21 protein-coding genes and 2 pseudogenes are annotated in these 25,620 nt (G+C 55.7%); 11 read left to right on the forward strand and 12 right to left on the reverse strand.

The window, feature by feature from the left end:
• Positions 1 to 2 precede the first annotated feature (2 nt).
• The 3 genes from AC1DVE_RS19505 to AC1DVE_RS19515 all read left to right on the forward strand — a co-directional run bounded on the left by AC1DVE_RS19505 (position 3) and on the right by AC1DVE_RS19515 (position 3,170).
• Entirely contained in the window at positions 3 to 1,070 is a 1,068-nt protein-coding gene (locus AC1DVE_RS19505; RefSeq protein ID WP_223455707.1) for an SDR family oxidoreductase, read from the forward strand.
• Between the two features lie 170 nt (positions 1,071 to 1,240).
• On the forward strand, positions 1,241 to 1,783 hold the full coding sequence (locus AC1DVE_RS19510) for a histidine phosphatase family protein (protein WP_223455747.1): 543 nt from the start codon (positions 1,241 to 1,243) through the stop codon (positions 1,781 to 1,783).
• Positions 1,784 to 1,976: 193 nt separating this feature from the next.
• Positions 1,977 to 3,170, forward strand: a complete 1,194-nt coding sequence (locus AC1DVE_RS19515) for an MFS transporter (protein ID WP_223455706.1) — start codon at positions 1,977 to 1,979, stop codon at positions 3,168 to 3,170.
• Positions 3,171 to 3,325: 155 nt separating this feature from the next.
• Here the strand turns inward: AC1DVE_RS19515 and AC1DVE_RS19520 are convergent, their stop codons facing one another.
• Together AC1DVE_RS19520 and AC1DVE_RS19525 are read right to left on the reverse strand one after the other, a co-directional pair.
• Positions 3,326 to 6,457, reverse strand: a complete 3,132-nt coding sequence (locus AC1DVE_RS19520) for an efflux RND transporter permease subunit (RefSeq protein WP_223455705.1) — start codon at positions 6,455 to 6,457, stop codon at positions 3,326 to 3,328.
• Positions 6,454 to 7,563, reverse strand: a complete 1,110-nt coding sequence (locus tag AC1DVE_RS19525; RefSeq protein WP_223455704.1) for an efflux RND transporter periplasmic adaptor subunit — start codon at positions 7,561 to 7,563, stop codon at positions 6,454 to 6,456. The genes AC1DVE_RS19520 and AC1DVE_RS19525 overlap by 4 nt, the downstream gene beginning before the upstream one ends.
• Positions 7,564 to 7,779: 216 nt before the next feature.
• Between AC1DVE_RS19525 and AC1DVE_RS19530 the strand changes: the two genes are divergently transcribed.
• Positions 7,780 to 9,237: an efflux transporter outer membrane subunit gene (locus tag AC1DVE_RS19530; RefSeq protein WP_223535143.1), complete on the forward strand. Its 1,458-nt coding sequence runs from the start codon at positions 7,780 to 7,782 to the stop codon at positions 9,235 to 9,237.
• 90 nt (positions 9,238 to 9,327) lie between these two features.
• On the opposite strand, the pseudogene AC1DVE_RS19535 reads toward AC1DVE_RS19530, so the two are convergent.
• The 3 genes and pseudogenes from AC1DVE_RS19535 to AC1DVE_RS19545 all read right to left on the reverse strand — a co-directional run bounded on the left by AC1DVE_RS19535 (position 9,328) and on the right by AC1DVE_RS19545 (position 11,969).
• Positions 9,328 to 10,598: pseudogene (locus AC1DVE_RS19535) on the reverse strand (OmpP1/FadL family transporter).
• Positions 10,599 to 10,798: 200 nt separating this feature from the next.
• The gene (locus AC1DVE_RS19540; protein WP_090454520.1) at positions 10,799 to 11,425 is read right to left on the reverse strand and encodes a TetR/AcrR family transcriptional regulator; all 627 of its coding nucleotides are present in this window, start codon (positions 11,423 to 11,425) and stop codon (positions 10,799 to 10,801) included.
• 136 nt (positions 11,426 to 11,561) lie between these two features.
• A complete protein-coding gene (locus tag AC1DVE_RS19545) occupies positions 11,562 to 11,969 on the reverse strand; it encodes a winged helix-turn-helix transcriptional regulator (RefSeq protein ID WP_223542957.1) in 408 nt (135 codons plus the stop codon).
• Between the two features lie 101 nt (positions 11,970 to 12,070).
• Here AC1DVE_RS19545 and AC1DVE_RS19550 point away from each other — a divergent pair, with 101 nt between their 5' ends.
• The gene (locus tag AC1DVE_RS19550; RefSeq protein ID WP_223455702.1) at positions 12,071 to 12,820 is read left to right on the forward strand and encodes an NADPH-dependent F420 reductase; all 750 of its coding nucleotides are present in this window, start codon (positions 12,071 to 12,073) and stop codon (positions 12,818 to 12,820) included.
• A 231-nt stretch (positions 12,821 to 13,051) separates the two neighbouring features.
• Here the strand turns inward: AC1DVE_RS19550 and AC1DVE_RS19555 are convergent, their stop codons facing one another.
• Positions 13,052 to 13,969, reverse strand: a complete 918-nt coding sequence (locus tag AC1DVE_RS19555) for an AraC family transcriptional regulator (RefSeq protein ID WP_159389636.1) — start codon at positions 13,967 to 13,969, stop codon at positions 13,052 to 13,054.
• A gap of 165 nt (positions 13,970 to 14,134) precedes the next feature.
• On the opposite strand from AC1DVE_RS19555, the gene AC1DVE_RS19560 reads away from it, so the two are divergent.
• From AC1DVE_RS19560 to AC1DVE_RS19570, 3 genes are all read left to right on the forward strand, one after another.
• Complete coding sequence (locus tag AC1DVE_RS19560) at positions 14,135 to 15,184, forward strand: NAD(P)-dependent alcohol dehydrogenase (RefSeq protein ID WP_223455700.1); 1,050 nt, start codon at positions 14,135 to 14,137, stop codon at positions 15,182 to 15,184.
• A gap of 54 nt (positions 15,185 to 15,238) precedes the next feature.
• A complete protein-coding gene (locus AC1DVE_RS19565; RefSeq protein WP_223455699.1) occupies positions 15,239 to 16,261 on the forward strand; it encodes an alpha/beta hydrolase in 1,023 nt (340 codons plus the stop codon).
• An 86-nt stretch (positions 16,262 to 16,347) separates the two neighbouring features.
• A complete protein-coding gene (locus AC1DVE_RS19570) occupies positions 16,348 to 17,547 on the forward strand; it encodes an MFS transporter (protein ID WP_223455698.1) in 1,200 nt (399 codons plus the stop codon).
• A gap of 73 nt (positions 17,548 to 17,620) precedes the next feature.
• On the opposite strand, the gene AC1DVE_RS19575 is transcribed toward AC1DVE_RS19570, so the two are convergent.
• A complete protein-coding gene (locus AC1DVE_RS19575; protein WP_223455697.1) occupies positions 17,621 to 18,364 on the reverse strand; it encodes an SDR family NAD(P)-dependent oxidoreductase in 744 nt (247 codons plus the stop codon).
• A 12-nt stretch (positions 18,365 to 18,376) separates the two neighbouring features.
• A complete protein-coding gene (locus AC1DVE_RS19580; protein WP_223455696.1) occupies positions 18,377 to 18,784 on the reverse strand; it encodes a DoxX family protein in 408 nt (135 codons plus the stop codon).
• A gap of 143 nt (positions 18,785 to 18,927) precedes the next feature.
• On the opposite strand from AC1DVE_RS19580, the gene AC1DVE_RS19585 reads away from it, so the two are divergent.
• Entirely contained in the window at positions 18,928 to 19,260 is a 333-nt protein-coding gene (locus AC1DVE_RS19585) for a winged helix-turn-helix transcriptional regulator (RefSeq protein WP_411741653.1), read from the forward strand.
• 115 nt (positions 19,261 to 19,375) lie between these two features.
• Here the strand turns inward: AC1DVE_RS19585 and AC1DVE_RS19590 are convergent, their stop codons facing one another.
• The 3 genes from AC1DVE_RS19590 to AC1DVE_RS19600 form a co-directional block, all read right to left on the reverse strand.
• Positions 19,376 to 19,912 carry a cupin gene (locus AC1DVE_RS19590; protein WP_223533624.1) on the reverse strand — a complete coding sequence of 179 codons (537 nt, stop codon included), beginning with the start codon at positions 19,910 to 19,912 and terminating at the stop codon, positions 19,376 to 19,378.
• Positions 19,913 to 20,292: 380 nt separating this feature from the next.
• On the reverse strand, positions 20,293 to 21,162 hold the full coding sequence (locus AC1DVE_RS19595; protein ID WP_223455694.1) for an isocitrate lyase/PEP mutase family protein: 870 nt from the start codon (positions 21,160 to 21,162) through the stop codon (positions 20,293 to 20,295).
• Between the two features lie 166 nt (positions 21,163 to 21,328).
• The gene (locus AC1DVE_RS19600; protein WP_223455693.1) at positions 21,329 to 22,258 is read right to left on the reverse strand and encodes a LysR substrate-binding domain-containing protein; all 930 of its coding nucleotides are present in this window, start codon (positions 22,256 to 22,258) and stop codon (positions 21,329 to 21,331) included.
• Positions 22,259 to 22,487: 229 nt separating this feature from the next.
• Here AC1DVE_RS19600 and AC1DVE_RS19605 point away from each other — a divergent pair, with 229 nt between their 5' ends.
• Together AC1DVE_RS19605 and cuyB are read left to right on the forward strand one after the other, a co-directional pair.
• Positions 22,488 to 23,774: a dicarboxylate/amino acid:cation symporter gene (locus AC1DVE_RS19605; RefSeq protein WP_223455745.1), complete on the forward strand. Its 1,287-nt coding sequence runs from the start codon at positions 22,488 to 22,490 to the stop codon at positions 23,772 to 23,774.
• A gap of 10 nt (positions 23,775 to 23,784) precedes the next feature.
• Positions 23,785 to 25,296 (forward strand): cysteate racemase, encoded by a 1,512-nt coding sequence (gene cuyB / locus AC1DVE_RS19610; RefSeq protein WP_223455692.1) that lies wholly within the window; start codon positions 23,785 to 23,787, stop codon positions 25,294 to 25,296.
• A 59-nt stretch (positions 25,297 to 25,355) separates the two neighbouring features.
• On the opposite strand, the pseudogene AC1DVE_RS19615 reads toward cuyB, so the two are convergent.
• Positions 25,356 to 25,620 (reverse strand): annotated as a pseudogene (locus AC1DVE_RS19615) (LLM class flavin-dependent oxidoreductase); the annotation flags it as partial.

Genomic DNA, 25,620 nt, shown 5'->3' on the forward strand with positions numbered 1-25,620 from the left:
CCATGCGTAGCGCATTTGTTACTGGAGCAACCGGCTTGCTGGGCAACAACCTGGTGCGTGAATTGGTCGCTCGTGGCTACACGGTCAAAGGCCTGGTCCGCTCAAGAGCCAAAGGTGAACAGCAGTTCAACAATCTGCCGGGGGTGGAGCTGGTCGTTGGTGACATGGCCGATGTCGACGGATTCGCAGCATCGCTGCAAGGCTGCGATACGGTGTTTCACACCGCGGCGTTCTTTCGCGATAACTACAAGGGCGGCAGCCACTGGAAAGAACTTGAAAAGATCAATGTGTCTGGTACGCGGCGCCTGCTTAACCAGGCCTACCGCGCCGGTATACGACGGTTCGTCCATACGTCTTCCATTGCTGTGCTCGACGGCGCACCTGGTATGTCCATCGATGAGACATGTCTGCGGGCCGACGCCGACGCGGATGACTATTACCGCAGCAAGATCCTCGCCGACCGTGTCATCTTGTCGTTCCTGGAAGCACATCCCGAGATGCATGCCTGCATGGTCCTGCCCGGTTGGATGTGGGGTCCTGCCGACATTGGCCCGACCTCCTCCGGACAATTGGTCAACGATGTCGTGAACGGCAAGTTGCCCGGGCTGATCCCTGGCACCTTCTCCGTTGTCGATGCCCGTGATGTGGCAGGGGCGCTGATTGCTGCCGCCAAACAGGGCCGACGAGGTGAGCGCTATCTCGCGGCGGGCCGGCATATGACGATGCGTCAGCTGGTCCCTGTTCTAGGACGTATCGCTGGCGTCAAGACACCCGTTCGACAACTACCGCTGCCCTTTCTATACACCTTGGCGACTGTGCAGGAGATCTATGCGCGCCTGACCGGCAAGCCCATTCTGTTGAGCATGGCCACGTTGCGCCTGTTGATACGAGAGGAGTACCGCACCTGCTTCAACCACCGCAAGAGTGAACAGGAGCTTGGCCTGAGTTTCCGGGCGCTAGAGCTGACAATCACTGACACCGTGGCGTGGTACCGCGATCACGGCTGGTTTGAAAAGCACAGTGCGCGCGCCTCGAAGAAAAAAAGCTCATCGGTCATGGTCGACAACTGACTTTCGCAGACGGGATTACCGTCTAGTCCCAAAGCCGATAATCTCGAGCCTCATTGTGCGGTTTTATGCGGGTACGCGAGGCGTACCTTGAGCTCCCGAAACCGCACTTGCTGGTCATTTACCACACACCAGAACAAGGACGTAAAATGGTGAACAGGGAAATCATCCTGATGCGTCACGGCCAGCCAAAACTCGCCGCAACCGACAAGATCTCAGCGCTCGAGATGAAAGACTGGATCGAGCAATACGACCGATCGGAAATTACCCACCACCCGGTCCCGCATGCCAGTATGCAACTCGCCGCAACCGCCACGGTGATTGTTTCAAGCAGCGCGCCTCGTGCGCTGACCTCCGTCCAAGCGCTCGGCCTGAAGCCTGCACTGGTCGACGCACTTTTCTGCGAAGCACAACTGCCTTGTGGTCATTGGAAACTGCCACGGCTATCGCCGTTTAACTGGGCATTTATCCTTCGAGTCTTATGGCTGTGCGGTTACTCACGCAACGTCGAATCCGCCGGCACTGCGAGGATCCGCGCCGGCACCGCAGCCAAACGATTGCAGTCCCTTGCCAGCGATGGACCGGTTCTGCTGCTCGGTCATGGCTTTATGAATCGAATGATCGCCAATCAACTGGTAGCCGACGGATGGGCTCGCCAAAAAGGTAACGGCAGCCAGTATTGGAGTGCGACCGTGTATCAGTACGGCGGTGTGTAATAGGCGGCAGATGGTCGGCGAACTTGGCCATCATGACGTGGGCTAGCAGACCCGCTGTCGGGAGGCCCTTGTCGATGAAGTGCGCCGGTACCGGCGCTTGGATATCGTAAGGGGCAGCGCGGTCGTTAGTGTTCATTGATAATCGGCACGCTGCAGCTGCATTAAGGGACGATTCATTCAAGGGAGAGAAGTCGTGTCAGCCACATCTGGGAACAGCAACATTTTTCGACTGGCAACCGCCCAGGCATTGGCGGGTGGTAACTCAGTCATCGTCTATGCAACCGGCGCTATCGTGGGAGACATGCTTGCACCGGATAAAGCATTGGCGACGCTGCCTATCTCCATTTTTGTCGTGGGCATGGCGAGCTGCACGCTACCTGCCGGTGCCATTGCGCAGCGCTATGGGCGCAGTCTCGTGTTTATGCTGGGAGCGTTGTGCGGCATCCTGATGGGAGTGCTGGCTGCGATTGGCATTTATTTGTCTTCCTTCTTCATTTTCTGTACTGCGATGCTATTTGGTGGCGCTTATGCCGCTGTGGTGCTGACGTTTCGTTTCGCCGCCGCAGAATGCGTTCCAGAAAACAGGCAGCCCTGGGCGCTTTCAATCGTCATGGCTGCCGGGCTAGTGGCGGGTGTACTAGGCCCACAGACGGTCACCTATACGATGGACCTATGGGAGTCACACCTGTTTATCGCCACTTACGTTGCGGCCGCATTAATGGCAGTGGTTTCGGCGGCGGTGCTACTAGGTGTCAATTTGCCACGCCATGAGGCGGCTGTTCGTACTCCAGGTCGCCCGCTTGCGGTGATTGTTCGGCAGCCTCGACTCATCAACGCCATGCTCTGTGGCGTCATAACTTACACCTTGATGAATTTCCTGATGACTTCGGCCCCACTAGCGATGAAGCATGAGGATCTTTCACTGGAATCATCGAATCTGGCATTGCAGTGGCACGTAATTGCAATGTACGCACCCAGTTTTATCACTGGAAATCTGATCCACCGTTTTGGGGCAAACCGCGTTGTGTTGATGGGGTTGATGTTAACCGGCACTTCTGTTGCTGTCGGGCTTGCCGGTGTGCAGTCCTACCACTTTTATCTATGTTTAGTGCTTCTAGGGATTGGTTGGAATTTCGGTTTTGTCGGCGCCTCTGCGCTCGTCCTTCAGAGCCATAAAACAAGCGAAAGAAACAGTGTCCAAGCGCTCAATGATTTCATTGTCTTTGGCGCCATGGTACTCGGCTCGTTTGCATCGGGAGGTATATTGAATCGATACGGTTGGACCGTTATCTGTGCGCTTGCCTTTGTACCTGTGCTGGTTGCTATAACGACGTTGATGTTGAGCGAGCATCGCGTCAGGTATTCAACTAAGGAACGCACAAGCTAGTTCCGCGGGACTGGCTTAGCCTCCAGGGCTCACATGGGGCACTACAACTGACCGAGCCCTGGGGCATCCTTAGCGATGGCGTCAGAAAGGCGTGTTTGCCGAACGCTCCCCTCAATCGTCCGAAAAACTGGTCATGTACCCCTGTGAGTGATTGGTCAGCTGGGTGCATTGGGAAATGCCGCCCTATCCACTAGGCTTGCTTGCTTATTCGCTGTTTCAGTTTGACCCGTATTGTCAGGACGGATCTTGAACCAGATGGAGTACATCGCTGGCAGGAACACCAGCGTCATGATGGTTCCGACGAACGTGCCTCCGATCAGTGTGTAGGCCAGCGTCCCCCAGAAGACGGAGTGTGTCAGGGGGATGAACGCCAGGATTGCCGCCAGCGCTGTCAGCAGCACCGGGCGGGCACGTTGTACGGTGGCTTCGATCACCGCATGGAACGGATCCAGTCCTTCTTGCGCGTTGTGATGGATCTGCCCAATCAGAATCAGCGTATTGCGCATCAGAATGCCCGAAAGGGCGATTAGACCGACCAGAGCGTTGATACCAAACGGCTGCTGGAAGATAAGCAGTGTCGGCACCACACCAATCAACCCCAGTGGCGAGGTGAGGAACACCATGATCATCGCCGAGATCGAACGGACCTGCAGAATGATGACCAGCAGCGTCATGGCAATCATGATCGGGAACAACGGCAACATCGCTTTACCGGCCTTGCCCGACTCCTCGATTGCACCCGCCTGCTCAATCCGGTATCCGCCAGGCAGCTTGTCGATGACTGGTTGCAGCTCCTTCATGATCACGCTCGAGACGTCCGGTGGCTGCAAACCTTCGGCAATGTCACCGCGCACTGTGATGGTCGGCGTGCGGTCACGACGTCGGAGGATCGGATCCTCCATACGCACATCGACCTCTCCTACCTGGGACAACGGAATCCGCTGACCCGCCGCGCCCACCAGCGTAAAGCCTTCTATCTTGGCGGGATCGAGCCGGATATCACCCGCTGCGCGACCAACCACCTGCACCGAACGAATGTCCTCACGAACCGCGGTGATCGGCACTCCGGCCAGCAGGAACTGCAGTTGCTGCGCGACTGAGTTTGACGTCAATCCCACCGCCTCCAAGCGATCCTGATCCAGAGCGAAATGCAGCGTCAGCGTCAGCGGTCCCCAATCGGTGTTGACGGTTCTCATCATCGGGCTCGACTGCAACACGTCCTGTACCTGGCCCGCAATCTCGCGCAACGTTGACGGATCAGGCCCCATCACCCGGTAGGCAACAGGGAATGGCGAGTACGGCCCAAAAACAAGCTGAGTCACCCTGACCCGCGCTTCTGGGGCAAGCCCCTCAGCAGCTGCCTCGCGGATACGGAACTTGAGGGCCTCACGCTCCTCCTGACTGTCCGTCAGCACCACAATCTTTGCGAACGACGGATCAGGGAGTTCCGGCGCCATCGCCAGATAGAAACGCGGCGCGCCTTGCCCGATATAGGCCGTGACGATTTTTGCCTCACCCTGCTTTTGCAGCCAGGCCTCTATCTTGGCAGTGGTGGCGCTGGTCTGCTCAATGGAGGTCCCATAAGGCATTTGCACTTCAATCAATACCTCGGGACGGTCCGAGGTAGGGAAGAACTGCTTCTTGACCAGGCTCATGCCGAGGATCGCCACGACAAACGAAGCGATGACAGTGCCGGCGACCAGCCATTTGCGAGCGATGACCCGCGTCAAAATCCGGCGGAAGCGGTTGTAGTTAGGGGTGCTGTAGATGGCCGCGTGACCACCCTCTACCTTCTTGATGTTCGGCAACATCTTCACCCCCAGGTACGGGGTAAAAGCGACTGCAACCACCCAGGAGGCGATCAGGGCAATGCCCACGATCCAGAACATGTTGCTGGTGTATTCGCCGGCGGTCGATTGCGCGAAGCCGTTGGGCATAAAGCCGATAGCGGTCACCAGCGTACCGGAGAGCATCGGCGCAGCGGTATGACTCCAGGCGTACGCGGAAGCTTTGATGCGGTCGTAGCCCTCCTCCATTTTCACCACCATCATTTCGATAGCAATGATGGCGTCGTCCACCAGCAGTCCGAGCGCCAGAATCAACGAGCCAAGGGTAATACGGTCAAAGTTCTTTCCGGTGGCCGCCATCACCACAAACACCACGGCCAACGTCAACGGCACAGCCGCAGCGACCACAACACCGACACGCCAGCCCATGCTGAGAAAGCAGACAAGCATTACCACAAGCAGCGCGACGAAGAACTTGACCATAAACTCGCCGACGGCCGAATCGATATTTACAGATTGATCGGTGACTTTGGAGAGCGTCATACCCAGCGGCATGCCTTCATTTATTTTGACTGTCTCCGCGTCCAACGCCTTGCCAAGGTCAAGACCGTTCCAGCCCTCACGCATCACGATCCCCAGCAACAAGGCCTCTTCACCGTTGTTACGCACGAGAAAGGTTGCTGGATCTTCATAACCACGTTCGATCGTCGCCACGTCAGAGAGTTTTAGCGTGCGCCCCTGGACCGCAATGGGTGTGTCACGAATCTTCTGCACCTTATCGAAGGCACCATCTAGCCGCAGGAAGACCTGAGGCCCATTGGTCTCGATGGAACCGGCGGGCGTGAGCACGTTTTGATTGTTGAGCGCGGCAAAGATGTCCTGTGGAGAAATGCCCAAGGTGGCCAGCCGATCGTGGGAAAAGGAAACAAAGATACGTTCGGGCTGCTCCCCAATAATGTTGACCTTCTTCACGCCTGGCACATGTAACAGTTGTTGGCGCAACGACTCCGCATCACGCACCAACAGTCGCTGAGGCTCGCCTTTGGCTTTCAGGGCAAGCAGCGCAAATGTCACGTCCGAAAATTCGTCGTTGACCATTGGCCCGATGACTCCCGCTGGCAGCTTGCGGACCTCATCGTCGAGCTTTTTACGCGCTTGATAGAACTCCTCCTGCACTTGTGAGGGCGGCGTGCTATCGAGCAATGACACCATCGTGAAGGCGAGGCCGGGACGGGTGTAGGTTTCCGTGCGGTCGTACCACTTCAGTTCCTGCAGGCGTTTTTCGAGTGGCTCTGCTACCTGATCCTGCATCTCCTGCGCCGTGGCGCCCGGCCAGGCGGTAATGACCGTCAACTGCTTGACCGTAAACGGAGGATCTTCCGCACGGCCCAGTTGAAAGAACGACAAGATGCCCGCGACGGCAATCAGGAAGATCAGAAACACCGTGATGGAACGCTCACGAACGGCGATCGCGGAAAGATTGAAGCGGCCCTCGCTCATGGACGACCCCCGGCAACTTTGGCGTCATCCTGTTGAGGCAGTCTCACCTCTTCACCCTCGCGCAACAGATGCGTACCTAACGCCACGATCTGCTCGCCGACCTGGAGATCGCCTGCGACTCGCGCTGAGTCGTCGCTCAAGCCCAAGACTTGAACAGGTCGCCAAGCCACCTTCGCCGGTGTACCGACGATGACCCACACGCCAGTGCCTTTACCCGGGTCATAAACGGCAGCAATCGGCACCTGCATCGAATTTCCCTGCGCGGCGCTTTCAGCGATCCGAAGCGTGACCGTCGAACCTATCGGTGCATTGGCCAGCGCGCCCTCAAGCACATACCGCGCCTCAAAGGTGCGCGTCATACGGTCGGCCGAGTCAGACAGCAGCCTCAGCTTCGCTGTAACTGCACCCGTGGTATTGCCATAAAGCGTCGCCTGCGCGGTGGATCCTGCTGCGGGGCGTAATGTCTCGGGCAGGTGCACGATGGCTTCGCGCTGCCCTGCCCTCGCCAGTCGAACCACGGGCTGCCCCGGGCTGACGACTTGCCCGGGCTCGGCGAGCGTCTCCACCACAACGCCATCGGAATCCGCAAACAGCACCGCATAACCAGAAGCATTGCGGGCTACGTCAGCCTGCGCTTCAGCGGCGCTGAGCTGCGCCTTCGCGGTATCCGCTGCGGCTTTGATCTGGTCGTAGGCCGATGCAGAAATAGCACCGGCGGCGACCAGGTCGCGATATCGAGCCTCGTCATCTGTTGTCTGCTTGGCTCGGGCTCGCGTGGCTATGACCGACTCTTGCTGTGCTCGCGCCTGCAACCCCAGGTCGATTGGGTCGAGGCGCATGAGCGGCTGACCACGTTTAACGGTCTGACCGGTGTCAACCAGACGCTCAAGCACCTTTCCTGACACCCGAAAGCCAAGGTCGCCCTGAACGCGGGCAGCCACTACACCAGTGAAGGAACGCGAGACGTCGGACGAAGCCTGAACAGCAGCGGACCTCACCAAAGGGGCATTCGTGCGCGGATCTTCAGCGGTGGATGAATCACCACATGCCGTCAGGACGAGAGGCAACAAGCAAGCGGCAATGGGGAAAGGTAGAAGCCGGCGCATAGGTTCCCTTACTTAAAAATAGGACGAGCGTCATATTCTCGATCTAGTGACGATTTGTGTCAATGGTCACATCCTGTCAATCATTTTGGTTTTCAACCAAAGCTTATGAATCACCATGAACACGGAGAAAAAGGTAATCGGCTCAAAGAACGTCAATTGACAGGTCGTGACTATTACGTAATATGGTCACAAATATCCTCTATTGAAGGAATCTCAATGCCTCCCCTCCGTCCAATTGCACTTTTGGTCAGCGCCGGCTTAATTGCCGGTTGCGCAGTCGGTCCGGATTACCATCGTCCAGACGCTCCGCTTTCGGATCGTTACTTGGGTCAAGCTGCTGTCGAACAGCGGCCTGGAACGATGCCGGCCAGCCTTGTCGCTTGGTGGGAAGGCTTTGGTGATCCAGTGCTGACCGGGTTCATTTCCAAGGCACTAGAGCAGAATCTGGACCTGGCGCAGGCGTCGGCGCGAGTCACACAGGCGCAGGCCGGACTGGGTGCTGCAAATGCCGCGTTACTGCCTTCGGGGAATATCAGCAGCCAGGCTGCGCGCTCGTACCAGTCAATCGAGACGCCACTCGGCCAGGTGTTGAATTCGACACCTGGCTATGATCGGTACGGAAATTCCTACGAGGTCAACCTCGATGCCAGCTGGGAGGCAGATGTCTTTGGTGGCCTGCGACGCGGACGCGAGGCTGCTCTGGCCGAGTACCAGGCGTCCCAGGCGGGCGTCGCGGCCACACGACTGGCCATCGCCGCGCAGACCGCCGATGTCTACATCACTATTCGCGGATTGCAGACACGGCTGGACATTGCCAACAGGCAAGTCAAAACGCAGCAGGCGTTGCTAGAGAAAGTCCAATTGCTCTACAGCAAGGGACTTGCCGCCAACTATCAGGTTCGCCAGACCGAGGGTGAGCTATCACAGGTTCAAGCGACAGTGCCGGTCCTGCAAACCGGTCTGGATGCTGCGATGAATGCACTGGATGTCATGCTCGGCACCCCGCCAGGCACTCACCGCACACAACTTGCAATGGCAGCGAGCATTCCTGTAGCACCGCCGTTAAAAGCGATGGGAACGCCGGCCGATTTGCTGCGCCGCAGGCCTGATCTGATTGTGGCCGAGCGCCGTCTTGCGGCCTCAAACGCACGCATCGGGGAGGCGATTGCCGAGTACTACCCGAAGTTCTCCCTTAGCGCATTGCTGGGCAGTGCCACGGCGGTGTCCGCCGGCAATCTTTTTACCGGCGGCGCCAGCCAATCGGCGGGCCTGCTGGGACTGCGCTGGAGGCTCTTCGACTTCGGTCGCATAAACGCCCAAATCGACCAGGCCAAGGGACAGGAAGCCGAAACCCTGGCGGCTTACCGTCAGTCTGTGTTGCGCGCCACCGAGGATGTCGAGAACGCGCTCTCCTCACTGGTGAATCGGGAGGCTCAAGCAACCACACTCACCGGGGGAGAGGCGTCTCTTACTCAGGCTCGCCAATCGTCGTTCATTGCCTATGAGAAAGGCACGGCCAGCCTGATTGATGTCCTGCACGCTGACGAGACGATGCTGCAGGCTTCCGATGCTCGGGCGCAAGCGCGAACGGAGTCGGCACGAGCGGCGGTAGCGGTATTCAAGTCACTCGGTGGTGGCTGGCAACCTCGGGATGTCACGGTGACGAGTCGATGAAGCTTGAGGGGAAAGGCCCGAGATGTGTGCTTGAAGGTCGGGAGGCAACGCGTGCTCCCGACAGGACACTTATCGTGTAACAGCACTCAACTAGAAGCGGTAACTCACAGAAGTACCGAGCCCGCTCGCACCGTTCTTATAGTTGGCACTGTATGCACCTCGGGTCGCCGAGGTGTCATTGACCTGAACGCTCTCCTCCCACAGGTAGGAGTAAGCCACATCGATCGTGACATTCTCTGCCGGAGTCCAGCCAGCACCGAAGCTGATCACCTTCCTGTCGCCCGTCGGAATGCGCGGTCCACGATTGGTGTTATTGGTGGGTGACTGATCGACCGAAAAGCCTGCGCGAAGCACCCACTCGTCATTCAGTTTGTACGCCGTGCCGATGGCGTGAGCCCACGTATCATGCCAGTTCTGCTCTTCGGTAATGGTGCCCAGCGCGCCGCTCAACGCAGGGGGTAAACCCGTGTTCTCGATGGTTAATTCTTTGAAGCGACTCCAGCGAGTCCAGGTGCTCCCCACGTAAAGGGTCCAGTCATTATTAAGCTGATGAGTCACCGAGAGATCCACTGACTCCGGGGTATCCACATCCAGCGAAGCGTCATAACTCCGGCCGCTGACTCCCAACACGCTAAAGATGCCGTCAGTGACCTTGGTCTTGGCATCCAATTGATAACTGACCTTGGAATGGTAGGTCATGCCCAAACGGGTTCGGTCTGTAGCCTGCACCAGGATACCGGCGTTGAAACCGAGGGCAGTGTCGTCGCCAGTGCTTTTGAGTTTTCCGTCATTGCGACCAGGGCTAAGTGGATTGGGCACTATACCGGACAGCTCACCGCTGATACGGTTGATGGTCGGACCGAACCCGATCGAAACTTTATCGTAGAAGGCATAGCTGATGGTGGGCTGGAACGTAAGGGTCGTGACTTCGCTTTTATTGGCGTAGTAGCGCCCGGCGAAACCGCTGCCATAGTCAGTCATCAGACCGAAAGGTACATAAAAACCTACACCGAACGCCCAATGCTCATCGATAGGTTTGACGTAGTACCCCATAGGTACCGTGGTGGTTGGCACCATGTCGCCGTCTTCCTGGCCTCCGAATGTACTGCGGGTTTGGCTTATGTCGGACTTGGCGAAAAGAGTCGCCGTCCCAAGCTGACCTGCTCTCTTTTCAAGCGAGACATGCCCGCAGGGTTACCGAAGACTGTGCTCGCATCTTCAGCGGCGGAAGAACGACCGGCAAACCCGGAGCCCATCCCACTGATGCTTTGTTCATTGAGAGCGAAGCCGCTTGCAAAAACGTTTGAGGATGCGAGCACGACAGCAAGGCCAAATGGGGTCTTGAGCACTATTTTTTTCATTGTTTGAACTCTATGGGTATCACTGAGATGAAGCATTAGAAGCGATGGACCACCATATTTATTCATGTGACCAAATAAGTAAATAGTCACAATACAGATAAATAAAATGCCCTTCGACGGATGGAAGAAGGGCAAAGTGAAAAGCCGTTTGGTGATCTGTCGCGCCCCCCCCCGGTATGCGGTAAACCTTTAGCCAAAGGTCAAGGCATGAGGCTACGCAAGATGAGATTGGAGGTAAGCGTGGGCGCCTCCTCGACGAAATCGAGGTTGTATTGCAGCAGCAATGGGTTGACGAATGGTCGCAACGCGAGATGTATCGCTTCTACTGTTTCATCCAGCGGAGTCTTGCGTTCAAATTCGCCAATCTCTCGCCCCTCCCGAACGATTTGCGACACGAAGCTTTTGATCTGTGCGTCATAAGCCTGCGTACTGGGCCAGCTTTCCGACGCCGCGAACGCTGCAATGTCATAGAGTTTTCGGTCGTTGAAGAACAGATTCACACCGGTGGCGATAACAGTTTTGACCAAACGTCGAAAGCGCTCCGTTGGAGACAGGCCTTCTACATTGATAGCCTGCTCCACTGCCGCGACGATTTCTGCCAGACAATTAGCGCAGATGGCCTCACCGATTGCTTGCTTGGAATCAAAGAATTTGTAGATGTAAGCCTTGGAAAACCCGATGGCCTTGGCCAGGTCGGAAACCGTGGTTTTGCTGTAGCCGTATTGACTGAAGTGCTCGTTGGCCGCCGCGACAATCTGGTCTCGAATGTCGTGATCGGCTGGGCCACGGGTGCTGGGCGAAGATGAAGATATTGATGGCTGATTCATGGAAATAGCTTACTCACCCTATCGAGGACTTACAAATTGTGACTAATTATATATATAGTCACAAATCGAACGTTTGAAAACCACAGTTGATCAGATTTGAAACGGGTTGACGTTTTGAGTAATCGCATATGGCGGATTAGCGTTCCAAAAGTTCCTTGTCGCTTACGCTAGACAGTCCCATCCCCTTCTCCTCGTGCTGGTGACGAAGCTCAGCCCAGTCTATAAGGGCAGTCATAGCCGGGCCGAGTGCATGACCCAGCACCGTCAGCGCGTACTCCACCCGCGGCGGCACCTCTGGGTATACGGTGCGTTGAACGATGTCATCCTGCTGAAGCCCTTTCAACTGCTGAATGAGCATCTTCTGCGTGACATCGGGAATGAGCTTTTCCAGTTCGGAGAACCGAAGCGGCCGGCCTTTAGCGGCCATCAGCTCATTGATGATCACAATTTTCCACTTCCCCTCCAGAACGCGAAGCGTAGCGTTTATAGCGGCAGACCAGGCCTGCCGTCGTAAAGGGTTCTCACATTCCCACTCGCGCTCCATCGATACTTACCTTTTGGTGGGTTACAGACAAAAACGTCGGTTCTTGCGGATCTTGCAGTGCTGATACTAACGTATCCGGACTTTGAATCCCTGGAGGCATTATGAAAATTGCGATCGTTGGTATTGGATCTATCGGCGGCCCCCTTACCCGAAAGCTTGTCACTGCTGGCCACGAGATCAGCGTCGCCAACTCTCGCGGAAAGGACTCGGTAAGCGCTTTTGCCAAGGAAGCGGGTGCTATTGCTTCCGATCTGAACGATGTCTTCGACGGCGCCGATGCTGTGATTATTTCCATTCCCCAACCAGCCATGGCGACTCTTCCCAAGAACCTTTTGGCCGCATTGCCATCCTCGGTTCCAGTGGTCGACACGAGTAATTACTACCCGGGCCTGAGAGACGAGCGCATCGCCGCTTTGGAAAATGGTCAAACCGAGAGCGTGTGGGTCAGCGAGCAGCTTGGCCGACCGGTAATCAAGGCCTTCAACAATATTCTTGCTTATTCGCTGGAAAATCTTGGTAAGCCAAAAGACGCCGAAGGCCGCCTGGGCGTAGCCGTTGCGGGGGACGATGAAAATCATAAGCGTCTCGTGATGCAACTTGTCGATGACGTTGGATTCGAGCCGGTCGACAGCGGCAGCCTCGAAGACTCATGGCGTCAACAGCCCTGCACGCCAGCGTACTGCTGCGATTACACCGCTGAAGAGATGCGCCCGGCGCTGAATGCTGCAGTCAAGGGAGCCGCCGCGCAGAAGAGAGAGGTGTTCTATGCGCAACTCCCTGCACTATTCGCCAAAAACCCTTCTCATCATGACGTCGTTGAATTTAATCGAAGCTTCAACGCGGCCAGTTGAACTCCTCGTAACCCACCGGCAGCTATCGGCCCAGGCACCCTGGTTGACCTTCCCGACAATCGCCAAGCGATGCTACGAAATCTAATGTCAGATCATTTCTACACCACCTCTGACGCCAGTCATCACCGCGACCACCTCGTGTAGGCAACCATAGCCCCTCATCATTCTGAGTGTCCGCAATGGGTTGTGGATTTAACCGGTCGATGTAGCCCCTTGTACGCACTGAAGGTCCTACCCCTGCCCTCGCAACGCCGAAATATCCCTCTTTGGGGGTACGCCAAACAGCCGGCTGTATTCACGGCTGAACTGCGATGGGCTTTCATAGCCGACCTTGAAAGCGGCACTGGATACGTCCTGGTGTTCATTGAGCATCAATCGCCTTGCCTCATTCAGTCGCAGCCACTTTTGATACTGCAAGGGGCTCATCGCGGTGAGTTGGCGGAAGTGGTGGTGAAAGGTCGGAGTGCTCATCTGCACTCGGGCCGCAAGTTCATCGACGCGAAGCGCCAAGGTGTAATTCAACTTCAACCAATCGATGGCTTTCGCGATCCGATAACCTTGGCCATCGACAGACGTTATTTGTCGAAGCCGGCTCGCCTGATCACTCTGCAAGAGACGGTAGTGAATCTCGCGCTGGATCAAGGGCGCAAGGACAGGGATGGACTCCGGCTCATCGAGCAGTGCCAGTAAGCGCTCAAATGAGGCCAGCATCGCTGGTGTCACGGCACCAATTCCTACCCCTTTCACAACTGATCGATCACGGGTTGGCGGCAGGTCACTTTGCGCTATCAGCTCAGCCAGAATGCGCAGATCGAGTTTCAACGTCAGCCCTAGGCATGGCTGTTCCGGGCTTGCCGCTAGCACTTCTGAATTGGCAGGTAAGTCCAACGAGGTGATCAGAAATCGCGACGTGTCGTAGGGGTAACCCTCGCCACCTACCCAGAGCTGTTTCTCACCCCGGGCGATGAGGATGATGCTTGGCTCGACCATGCAGACGATGGGCGGTGCTGGATGTTCGCGCCTGAAGAAGCCGAGACCTGTAATGGCCGTTCCGAAATCACCTGGTTTCGAGATCTGCGCGCCGATGATCTGCGCAAGCTTTTCTTGTGGCGATGTCTGTTGAGGAGCTGCATCGGGGTTGTTGTTCATATTCGTCTTGTACCTCTTCACTGAACTCTAACTCGCCAGCTACCGACCGTCCTGCAAAAAAACAGAGACTCATAGAATCAGGCAAGTAATCCAGCGCAATGCACTACAGAGGGTCTGGGCAGAGCGGGAGAATGTTCATCCAACAAACCCATCGAGGATGCTCCCATGCTTGTCAAAGCCTACGGTGCTCACGCGGGCGACAAACCCCTTGAGTCAATGCAGATCAACCGCCGAACGCCTGCAGCCCATGATGTTCAGATCGATATCGCCTTCTGTGGCATCTGCCATTCGGATTTGCATCAAGTACGCGCCGAGTGGGCAGGCACGCAATTTCCCTGCGTACCGGGGCACGAAATTGTCGGCCACGTATCAGCGGTGGGCGCACATGTAGCGGATTTTAAAGTCGGCGATCTGGTCGGTGTAGGCTGCATCGTCGACAGCTGCAAACACTGCGACGACTGTGAGACTGGCCTAGAAAACTACTGCGACGACATGGTTGGCACCTACAACTTCCCGACACCGGACGCACCCGGCTGGACGCTGGGCGGCTACTCGCAAAACATCGTGGTGCATGAGCGCTACGTGTTGCGCATCCGCCATCCCGAGGCACAACTGGCTGCCGTCGCTCCGCTGCTGTGCGCGGGCATAACCACCTACTCACCTCTGCGCCACTGGAACGCCGGCCCAGGCAAGAAAATAGGCGTGGTCGGCATCGGTGGCCTGGGCCACATGGGCATCAAGCTGGCTCATGCGATGGGCGCCCACGTCGTGGCGTTCACCACCTCTGAATCCAAGCGCGAGGCGGCAAAGGAGTTAGGCGCCGATGAAGTCGTCGTATCGCGCAAACCTGAAGAAATGGCTGCACATACCAAGAGTTTCGACTTCATTCTCAACACCGTCGCAGCCCCCCACGATCTTGATGCGTTTCTGGTGCTGCTCAAGCGTGATGGTGCGCTGACGCTGGTCGGCGCGCCCGCCTCGCCACACCCATCGCCGAACGTATTCAACCTGATCATGAAGCGTCGAACGATTGCCGGCTCGATGATCGGAGGCATCCCCGAAACGCAGGAGATGCTGGATTTCTGCGCCGAGCACAGCATCGTCGCCGAAATCGAACTGGTTCGAGCAGACCAGATAAATGAATCCTACGAGCGAATGCTCAAGGGTGACGTCAAGTACCGCTTCGTGATCGACAACTCCACATTGGTTGATTAAGCGCCTCAGATTCCAGAGCGCAAATGAACACCATCCAAAAGTAAGGAATATCGAATGAACAGACTCTTTCTTGCCCTGGGGCTGCTTATCGCCTCTTTTTCATCAATGGGAGCTGATATGTCTAACGGTGCTGACAACTTCTACAAAAGCGAAAAGGTAATCGCAGAAAAGGTCACCTTTAAGAACCAATACAAGATGAACGTTGTAGGGAACCTCTACATTCCTAAAGGGGTGGATCCCAAGACCAAGAACCCCGCGATCATCGTAGGGCACCCAATGGGCGCGGTGAAGGAACAGAGCTCCAACCTGTATGCCCAGAAGCTCGCCGAGCAAGGTTTCGTGACATTGGCGATTGATCTGTCGTTCTGGGGTGAAAGCGAGGGGCAGCCCCGTCAAGCTGTGTCGCCGGACATTTACGCTGAGGACTTCAGCGCAGCGGTGGATTTCCTGGGCACACGGCCTTTCGTTAACCGTGAGCGCATCGGCATCATCGGCATTTGCGGCAGCGGCGCCTTCGTCATCAGCGCGGCCAAGATCGACCCTCGACTGAAGGCAATCGCAACGGTCAGCATGTACAACCACGGCGACCTCTATCGCAAAGGTTTGGGTAATTCGACGACCCCAGAGCAGAAACGCACGGCACTCGCCGAAGCTGCAGAACAACGCTATGTGGAATTCACTGGCGGCGCTACCAAGTACACCGCCGGTGCCCCGTTGAAGCTGACAGGCAACGCCATAGGCGATGAGTTTTTTGACTTCTATCGCACTTCTCGCGGCGAGGTTACCCCTGCCGGCGCATCGCCGCAGACTTCCACCATGCCGACGCTGACCACCAATGCGAAGTTCTACAATTTCTACCCATTCGAAGACATCGAGACTATTTCGCCACGTCCCCTTCTCTTTATCACTGGCTCCGAGGCTCATTCTCGTGAATACAGTGAAGATGCCTACAAGCGTGCAGCGGAGCCTAAAGAACTGGTCATCATTCAGGGCGCCAACCACGTCGATCTCTACGACCGGGTCAGCCTTATTCCATTCGCCAAGCTGGCCACGTTCTTCAAAAGCAACCTGAAGTAGCCTCCTCGGTGTCCTGACTGGGCACCGAGTCCTTCGTAGCCTCGTTTTCTGGGCTGCGATGCTTCGCGCAATACAGGATTCAAACAATGACTGAACACATCATTCCAGCGCCCCATAAATCATGGGGTGCCGTATTCGCCATGTCGCTCGCCGCCTTAGTGCTGGTGGCATCGGAGTTCATGCCCGTCAGCCTGCTGACACCAATTGCCGCCGATCTGCATATCACCGAAGGACAAGCCGGTCAGGGCATTTCCGTTTCGGGGCTGTTTGCCTTATTCACCAGCCTTCTTATCCCTTTGGTGGCGGCGCGGGTTGACCGTAAACCGCTACTTCTTTCACTGACGCTGTTGATGATCCTTTCCGGAACAGTGGTCGCGTTCGCACCAAACTACGGGGTATTCATGATCGGGCGCGCGCTGATCGGTGTTGCGATTGGTGGCTTCTGGTCACTGTCAGCGGCAACCGCCATGCGCCTCATGCCTGATGACCAAGTCACACGCGCCATGGCAATCGTCAACGGCGGCAACGCTTTGGCGACTGTGATTGCAGCACCATTGGGCAGTTTTCTCGGCGCCTTGATTGGCTGGCGCGGTGCATTCTTGTGCATCATCCCAGTCGCGATAGTCGCTTGTGTATGGCTGTCTGTAAGCCTTCCACCGATGAAATCGCAAAGCGGTTCAGGCACTGGAAACGTCTTCAGGTTGATGAAAAGCGTACCGGTCGCGCTAGGCATGGTGGCGGTCAGTGTGTTTTTCATGGGCCAGTTCATGCTGTTTACCTATTTGCGCCCATTCCTTGAAACGGTCACGCACGTCAGTGTCTCCATGCTGTCTTTTATGTTGCTCGTTCTGGGCCTGGCGGGACTTGCCGGAACCTTCCTGATTGAAGCGCTCTTGAAAAATGGCCTGCATCGAACCCTCATCGTCATCCCGATCGTTATGGCGATGATTGCACTGGCGCTTGTTTCATTCGGTAGCTCGACGGCCACCACGACCGTCTTGCTTGGCGCATGGGGACTGGTTGCGACTGCAGCGCCCGTGGGATGGTGGACATGGCTGGCAAGAACGTTGCCAGACTCTGCTGAAGCGGGAGGCGGCTTAATGGTGGCGATCATCCAACTCGCTATTGCGTCTGGCGCAACTGTTGGCGGGCTGGTCTTCGACTCGAGCGGCTATCAAGCGACCTTCGAATTGAGCGCCACTTTGCTAGGCGTGGCGGCCGTTCTTGCCTTCCTGGCTGCACGCGCAGCATCGCGGGAGCCTGTTGCATCGGTAAGCATTGCTTGAAATAACCGCAAGACACGCCAAGGCATGTCTTGCGGTTTCGGTGGAGGATACGCTCGAAAATTGGACGTGACCGTCAACGTGCGCTGTCGATGATTTGGCCACCGTCTGGTGTCAGACTATAACCCGTCATGAACTGCGCATCCTTGCTGGCAAGGAACAGCACGACCGGCGCAATATCCTCTTCGGGCGATCCATAACGGCCAAGTGCGTTAGTGGGTGCGGGCGCATTGACCGCTGCCCCCCAAGTGTCTGCGACCGGCATGACATTGTTTACCGTTATCTTGTCAGCGCCCCACTCCCTCGCCGCCGAACGGGTCAGGGCACGCACCGCCTCCTTTGCCATGTTGTAAGGGGCGTAACCCTGCAAGCCGATGACACCGGCCAACGATGCAAAGTTGATGACTCTACCCTCCCCGCTGGCTTTCAGGTGTGGGTAGCAGGCTTGCATCGTCCGTAGATAGGCAATGGGCCCCATCTCTAGATTGCGTTGCAATTGCTCGGCCGACAGTTCGAGTACCGACGAAAAGACCGCCGAAGGGTCGAAGGCATTGTTCACCAGGATGTCGATCCGGCCATATTCAGCAACGACCTTTTCCACCGCGCTTTTGATCTGATCCGGGTCGGCGATATCACACACCACTCCGAAAGCGATGCCGCCCGCCGCCTGGATCTCGGCGACGACACCCGCGACATTTTCAGCCGTGCGAGAAACAACGGCCACTTTCGCTCCTTCTTCTTCAAACAGCTTGGCCGTCGCACGTCCGATGCCACGGCCTGCGCCAGTTACGATGGCTACTTTTCCATTGAGTCGGGACATGTGGATCTCCAGCTATTTAGGGATTACTAGATGTGCCGTTGTTACTTGGCCGTAGAGTGACGGCACTTCACGAGCAGCGTTTTGGGTGAGGAAAGAAGCGACCAGCAACACGAGGCAAATAGCTGCCGGCAGGGCACCACGAGGCTTGCGGACATTGATGTGCGCTAACGCCGAGAGCAGCAGGTGATAAAGCATGCCGGCATAGGCGAGGTCGCTTAGCGGCACGTTGATGCGCAACAGAATGGCGCCCACCGCCAGGATCTTCACTGCAATGAGAATCGGCATCAGGTTGGCGGGATAGCCGAGGTCGGCAAGTGCTTGACGAACCCATTCCCTTTTAACCAGGTACAGAGTCGCCGAGGCCAGATACAACAACGACAGCAGTGTCGTACTGATCCAATAAATGTAGATTTCAATCATGGGGTGTTCCTAAGCAAGCGTTAATGCGTCGACTTAGGTCAAAGATGTCGCCTAATATGAAAAGCTACAAGTAGGATGAAAAAGTGGTGCTTAGTATGGAAAACCAGACTATTGAAGACGATCAGATCAACATGCACGAGGAAATGCGCCGTGCATTTGCGCTCCTCTCAGGCAAGTGGAAGCTGGAAATCATGTGGTTGTTGAACCAGCGAATCTATCGCTTCGGAGAACTTCGCAAGGCGATCAGCGGCATCACCCAACATATGCTGACGGCACAACTTCGCGAGCTCGAAAACGATGGCCTAGTGTCGCGAACAGTCTTCGCGGAAGTGCCCCCGCGCGTCGAATATGAGATGACGGCAAAGGCCCGTGCGCTCGGGCCGACGATGGAGGCACTCGCGTTGTGGTGGAGCGAGTACGGGAAAAGCGTGCCGGTAAAGCCAAACTCGCGCGGTCGCAAACCTAAAAGCGGTTAAGCATTGAGTGTTGTTGTCCGATTAACCTACAAAACACTCCCAAGCAGGTATCCGCTAATCGCAGCCAATGGCTGCGTTATCAGCCCTGCTCGACCTGGCCTCAATGCGCACGGTTTTACTGTATGTGGTGGCCGACCCAATACTTACATACGGCGCCATGCACGCCTTGCACCGGGTCTTGATCTGGAAACGGCAGCACGTTGATGCTCGTCAGTTGCGACTTGCCTGGTGCCTCACGACATATGTCTGCGTGCTGTCCCGGCGGATAAGCGCCAACCACGAGAAAGTCGTCGCTGGAGTCCAAGTTGCAGTGGCCTGTACCAGCAGGTAGTAGCAACGCATCACCTGCCCTGACTTCAACTACAAAGCCATCAGGGCCGCCTAGCATCAAGCGAGCGTGGCCGCTGGCGATACCAAGCACCTCGTGCCCTTCAGTATGATAATGGTGATAGCCGTATACCCCGTTACGCCATTGCGGTGGCCAGCCATTAGCGCTGAAGGTTTCCTCAAACTGTGAAGCCAAATCGATGCGCCGACTTACAATCGCGTTGAGGTATATGAGTACAGGTAGGCGTGGGTTATTGGGAACCCAGCCATTGTGTTCAAGCATCAGGATTTGCATAGAAACTGCCCCAGATTGTGACCCGAACATTGGAAGATCTCCGGAGCGTAACAACGCTCGCTGACAGCTAAAACCAATCGGTGCACCCATCAGTGAATCCACAATCGATGACTACTCTTTAAGACAGACAGCTACTGGCTAGAAGCGCTCATAAGTTTTTCCGGCTCGAAAAATACTTCGCCCCCATGCTCAGAGCCAATGAGCAAGGCGAAAATACTTAGGGCTTCGAGCGCTTTGTTGAGAAGAAAAAAGCTTCCAGATCGCTCCGGAAGCAAACTGCTGAATACGCAACCGAGGGTGACCAAACCGCATGAGTGCGAGTGCTCTTCTCGGCACGCAAATCATGCTTGCGGATTCAAGCAGGAGGAAACCTGTAGGCAGAGCAACGGGAGCTGATCAGGAGATTTTCATCACTCCTGAACATCCATGAAGTCCCTGGCCCAATTCAAATATGTTTCCGGCAACGTGTAGGTAAAGGCCAGCTCGGTAGCGCTTAAGTTTGATGTGCTGCGAGTGAGCTGGCGTTGTTCACGAAGGCAGTCATAGGTCGCTTTAATGGAGGCGAAATAAGCACCATGACCTGCAACAATGATTCGTACACCTAGCTTGGCTAGCCGTTCGTTGTCGTTGAGTCTTGGACTTCCGTAAGTGACCAACATCAGTGGAATCGTGATGTGCTCTGCTATCTGTTCGAGGTGCGCAAAATCTTGTATGCCAACAATACAAATGCTATCCGCGCCGGCCTGTTGATAAGCGTGCGTTCGGTAAATGACCTCATGCACCGGTAAAGCTGATGCGTTGGTTCGAGCAATAATCGAAAGCTCTGGATCAATGCGTGCTTCCAGTGCGGCACGCACTTTGCCTACACCCTCTTCAGTGCTGATGAGGTCTGTAGATTTACACCCGAATTGAGCCGGAAGGAGGGTGTCCTCAATCGTGAGCGCCGCTATTCCTGCGCGCTCCAACTCCTGGACAGTTCGCATGACGTTGAGTGCATTTCCGTAACCGTGATCGGCATCAGCTATGACAGGCAACTGCGCCACACGGCCTATTCTGGCCGCTTGTTCGACAAATTCAGACAGGGTAATGAGTGCGAAGTCTGGTGCAGCCAGAACCTGCAGGGATGCAACTGATCCCCCCAGAATACCCACTTCAAATCCGAGATCGGCGGCAATGCGTGCTGACATCGGATCAAACACTGAAGCGGTCTGAAAACAGTTACTGGATGCCAGCAGCTCGCGAAACGAACGGCGTAATGCTTGATGGGAAACTCGGGGCATGAGCGCTCCTCACTGTGGCCGTCATCGTGTGAACGATCAGTGCCAACTCAAAAGTGCGGCGAGACTATCATGCAAAAAATAGGGGGTGATGACGATTCAGAATGACCCGATGCACAGATATCATTACCCATACTTGAGAGATGCTTTTCGAGCTTTGGAGCTTTGATCAACTGGCTGTTTTGCCATGAAGATCGCGGGAAGCTCCTTCGAGGGTTTTCCATAAGTTGCGCATCGTAGGGTTCTCATTCGTGATAGAGCAGTAGGAGCGTATCTCCAGTCGCGTGCTCCATTCATCACCACCTGCTTTTACCAACTGTCCTCGCTGAAGCTCGTCTATGACAGCGCTTTGTGGCAACCATGCCACCCCATAACCCTCGACTGCCATTCGCATCAGTAGCATCGTCATATCCGCCTCGTAGCACCGCTCCAAACTGCATGCAGTCGGGCCATTCTTTATGACGATGTCGGCAACACGACCTAGAAAAGTCGTAGCTGTATAAGCGAGGTGAGGAACTGTTTTGCTGGAGGTACCCGGTAAGGGATACAGCGGATTCCCATCGCCGTTAGGTGCGCACACAGGAATAAACGCGTCATGACCCAAGGTCAAACTCCCGAACTTTTCCGAATCGAGAAGAATGGGCGCCAAGGGGTGATGATAGACAATCATCAGATCACAACTACCCTCCTCCAGAGATATGACCGCGTCGTGGATGTTGGCGGCAACGACCCGTGCATTGAATTGCTCATTGTGCTGCTGAAATTGCTTCAGCCATTTCGGCAGGAATGTCATCGACAAACTGTGGCCTGCAGTGACCTGGATGGATCGCCCAGGCATCCGCTCTACCTCGCGAAGGCTTGAGCGCAGCCTCATTAACCCCGCCAATGCCTCGCGACTTTCTTCACAAAATGTGCGGCCAGCAGAGGTCAGTTGGACAGGATAGGTGCCACGATCCACCAACTCCGCACCGACCCATTCTTCGAGTGACTTTATACGCCTCGACAAAGCCGACTGGGTCACACAGCGAACCTCCGCAGCCCGAGAAAAATTCTTCCACTCCGCGACCGCCAGAAGATCATCCAGCCATTTGATTTGCATACCGACACCTCATGCCCCGAATGAGCAGTTTACTGCGACCTAATCAGGAAAAAGCAGCAGTTTCGAAAACTATTCCAAATGCGCATGAGGCTATCGGGATTACTCATCACGCCCTTCGAAGCCCGCCCCTAGAATCGAAAACGTTGGTGCGAGGCCACAGAGCTTCGACCGAATGACACTTGTCTCCTGCCAAGTAAAAAAAGCAAAAAAACCACTTGAGGAAAGCTCCGTGAAGAAAAATAAACTTCCGCGTCGGATCGCAATTGGCATTGCCTTAGGCGTGCTTGTCGGTTGGGCGTGCCACCACTTCGCAGGGAGCGAACAAAGCGCCAAAGAGATCGCGTCTTACTTCTCGATGGTCACCGACATATTTTTACGCATGATCAAGATGATCATCGCGCCTCTGGTGTTCGCCACCTTGGTCGGCGGCATTGCCAGCATGGGAAACTCCCGCTCCGTTGGGCGCATAGGCCTGCGAGCCATGGCCTGGTTCGTAACCGCTTCGGTGATATCGCTGGCAATCGGCATGGGCCTGGTGAACCTGTTCCAACCCGGCGCAGGACTGAACATGGAGGTCGTCCAGCATGCGGCGAGCCCCGTGGTGAACACCGGGGATTTCAGCCTCAAGGTTTTCATCAGTCACGTGTTTCCCCGCAGCATTGCTGAAGCAATGGCCAACAACGAAATCCTGCAAATCGTGGTGTTCTCGTTGTTCTTCGGGTTTGCCTTGGCGGGTGTGAAGCGAGCCGGTTACACAACGATTGTCGATGGCATCGAAGAGCTGGCCAAGGTGATGTTCAAGGTCACGGACTTCGTCATGGCCTTCGCGCCAATCGGCGTTTTCGCAGCCATCGCATCGGCGATCACCACTCAAGGTCTTGGCTTGATAGTCGATTACGGAAAGCTGATTGCCGAGTTCTACTTGGGCATCGTGATTCTGTGGTGCGTGTTGTTCGCTGCCGGCTACCTGTTCCTGGGGCGCTCAGTGTTTACCTTGGGCAAGCTCATCCGCGAACCTGTTCTGTTGGCATTTTCCACTGCCAGTAGCGAGTCCGCATATCCGAAAACCATGGAGGCACTGGAGAAGTTTGGTGCGCCGAAGCGCGTATCCAGCTTCGTTCTACCGTTGGGGTACTCGTTCAACCTTGATGGCTCGATGATGTATCAAGCGTTCGCCATCATGTTCATTGCACAGGCCTACAACGTCGACTTGAACTTCACACAGCAACTGCTCATCTTGCTGACGCTGATGATCACCAGCAAGGGAATGGCGGGTGTAGCCCGAGCGTCGGTGGTTGTGGTGGCGGCTACGCTACCCATGTTCAATCTTCCCGAAGCCGGTATTTTGTTGATCCTTGGCATCGACCAATTCCTCGATATGGCCAGGACTGCCACCAACGTGGTTGGCAATAGCATCGCGACGGCTGTGGTTGCCAAATCAGAACCACATGAAGAAGCTGAAGACGCGCCCGGCACTGAGTCTCCGCTCCCAATTCATACTGTAGCCACCGCCTGAGAACCTAAACATGAAAGGTAAATCGAAGCCGTCCAGTGGGTCATCGTTTGCACGCAAACTAGGTATCGTCGGTGGGCTTGGCTCACTGGCCGGCGGCGATCTTTTCTACAAGTTGGTGAAGTCCAGAGCTGTTCTGGAGGATCAAGGTCGCTATCACTTCCTCTTTGAGCAACACCCCTTCAAAGACGTCCTGATGCCCCTGGATCGGGGCGCCAGCATGACCTCCCGAAAGTTCTACGTATTTCAGGTTTGCCAGACGTTTGAGGCCAGCGAAGTCAATGCAGTCTTACTACCTTGTTTCGCCAGTCACACCTTTCGGGAGGAGATCCAGGAGGAAATTGGGATACCCGTTCTGGATATGATGGCGTCGTTACGCAAGCACGTGGATCATGTCGCTGCCCCCGGTACAACACTGGGCATCATCGCGTCCGACTATGTCAGGCACTCCGGGTTGTTTGAGCGCTATTTCGGCACTGATTTCAAGATCGTTTATCCAAACGATAACGAGCAATCCGGGTTGATGGACGCCATGTACGGAGTCAACGGCATCAAGGATGGACACCTTGACGGGGTACCGCTGGAGTGCGTTTATCAGGCCTGCCTCTCGCTTCAGGATCAAGGGGCCACAATCATCCTGCCTGGCATGACTGAGCTGTCGTTGGTCTGCGGTGATCTTCAACGGCGTGGCATCACTGTTCTGGATATCAACGAGATTTATGCCGCTTTCGCCACCTTGGAGAAAGGCCAGTCGACCCGTCCGCCTTTCAAACTTGGGATCGTGGGCGGAGTCGGGCCTGCGGCAACCGTCGACTTCATGGGCAAGGTCGTTGCGCATACACCGGCAGGTCGAGATCAAGAGCACATCAAAATGGTGGTCGAACAAAACCCCCAGATACCTGATCGCACAGCCAACCTGCTGTATGACGAAACCGACCCGACGATGGCGATGTACGCAACATGCAAACGACTCGAGAGTGCTGGAGCCAATGCCATAGCGATTCCGTGCAATACGGCTCATGCCTTCGTCGAACGCATCCAGGCGCACCTACGTGTGCCTATCGTGAACATGCTGACCGAGACGGTAGAGGCTATCGTGCAGCGATACGGCGTCGGCAAAACAGTCGGGCTGCTAGCGACCTCCGGCACCATCAAAAGTCAGGTTTATCACGAGGCAGCTCGGCAAGCAGGGCTTCAAATAATTGCCCCTGGTGTGGATTACCAAGCGTTGGTTATGGAGGCAATTTACGGAGAGCACGGCATCAAGGCAGGTTTCACAGAGGGCATATGCAAAGACCAGCTTCTGACCGCCGCAGAGCACTTATGTGAACTGGGCGCAGATGTGCTCATCCTGGGATGTACAGAGCTACCGCTGGTGCTCGATCATAGCGAATCCTACATGATCAAAAATCATGAAGTCGCACTGGTCGACCCGACAACCATATTGGCATTGAAGTGCATTGAACTTGCCCGTGAGAATACGGACAAGCCTCAGTCACTGAGCAAGCAACACCGAGTCGATTGATTACAACGGAGCTACGTCAAAGGAAGGCGTCTGTATTCAACGGGACAGGCACCTCCATCCTAAAAACCTTCATCGAAGCGGAATGAGGCGCCGTAGGCAGAATCCGGTAAATGGTTAGCGCCATCGTCCCGTAACCGCGAAYGGAAAGTACCGCTCTGTGGTTCAGTACGATACAAGCCACGCTTTTGCAGTTCAGGAATGACCAGTTCAACAAAGTCTTCGAGGCTGCCTGGGCTGATCAGCGGGTTGAGCATGTAGCCACTGGTGCCGGAAATTCGGGCGTGCTCCTCAATCCGATCGGCCACTTGTTGCGGCGTTCCCACC

Source organism: Pseudomonas sp. P4_B4 (assembly GCF_056402255.1).